A 470-nucleotide genomic window follows, 5' to 3' on the forward strand; every position below is an offset into this window, starting at 1 on the left:
CTGCACGCCCTGGCTAACCGTGATGTCGGAGAAATTCTGCACGACATTGTCGACGTACTTGCCGTAGCCCGACAAATCGAAAATCTTGCCGTCGAAGATCCAGTAATGGCCGATCTCCGCGCCGATCAATAGCCGGCCGCGCTGGACGGTGGCGCCCGTCGCCGTCACGGGATCGAGGCCGCCGATCTCCTGCAGCGAACCGGTCCGCGCCTGGACATACTCGAACGCCGCCTTGGGCACGATGCGGCCCTGGTCCCTGGTCCAATAATAGCTGATCTCGCTCAGCACGCCGTCGAGCCTCGCATTGTAACCGGCGGTCGCCAGCCCAAAGCCGGTGTCGCGGCGCGAATTGATGTTGCCGAAACCGTGCACCACCGCGCTGGCCCAGGTCCACGGCCCGCTGTCGACGGAGGCCGTGAAACCGATCTGGGTCAGGTCGATCGTCGCCGATTGCAGCGCCAGCGGAATAT

1 protein-coding gene is annotated in these 470 nt (G+C 63.8%); it reads right to left on the reverse strand.

The window, feature by feature from the left end:
* On the reverse strand, positions 1–470 hold a 470-nt coding region (locus tag I6F37_RS38935; protein ID WP_225154213.1), incomplete at both ends, for an autotransporter outer membrane beta-barrel domain-containing protein.

The sequence above is a fragment of the Bradyrhizobium sp. NBAIM08 genome, assembly GCF_020193935.1.
Taxonomy (GTDB): Bacteria; Pseudomonadota; Alphaproteobacteria; order Rhizobiales; family Xanthobacteraceae; genus Bradyrhizobium; species Bradyrhizobium yuanmingense.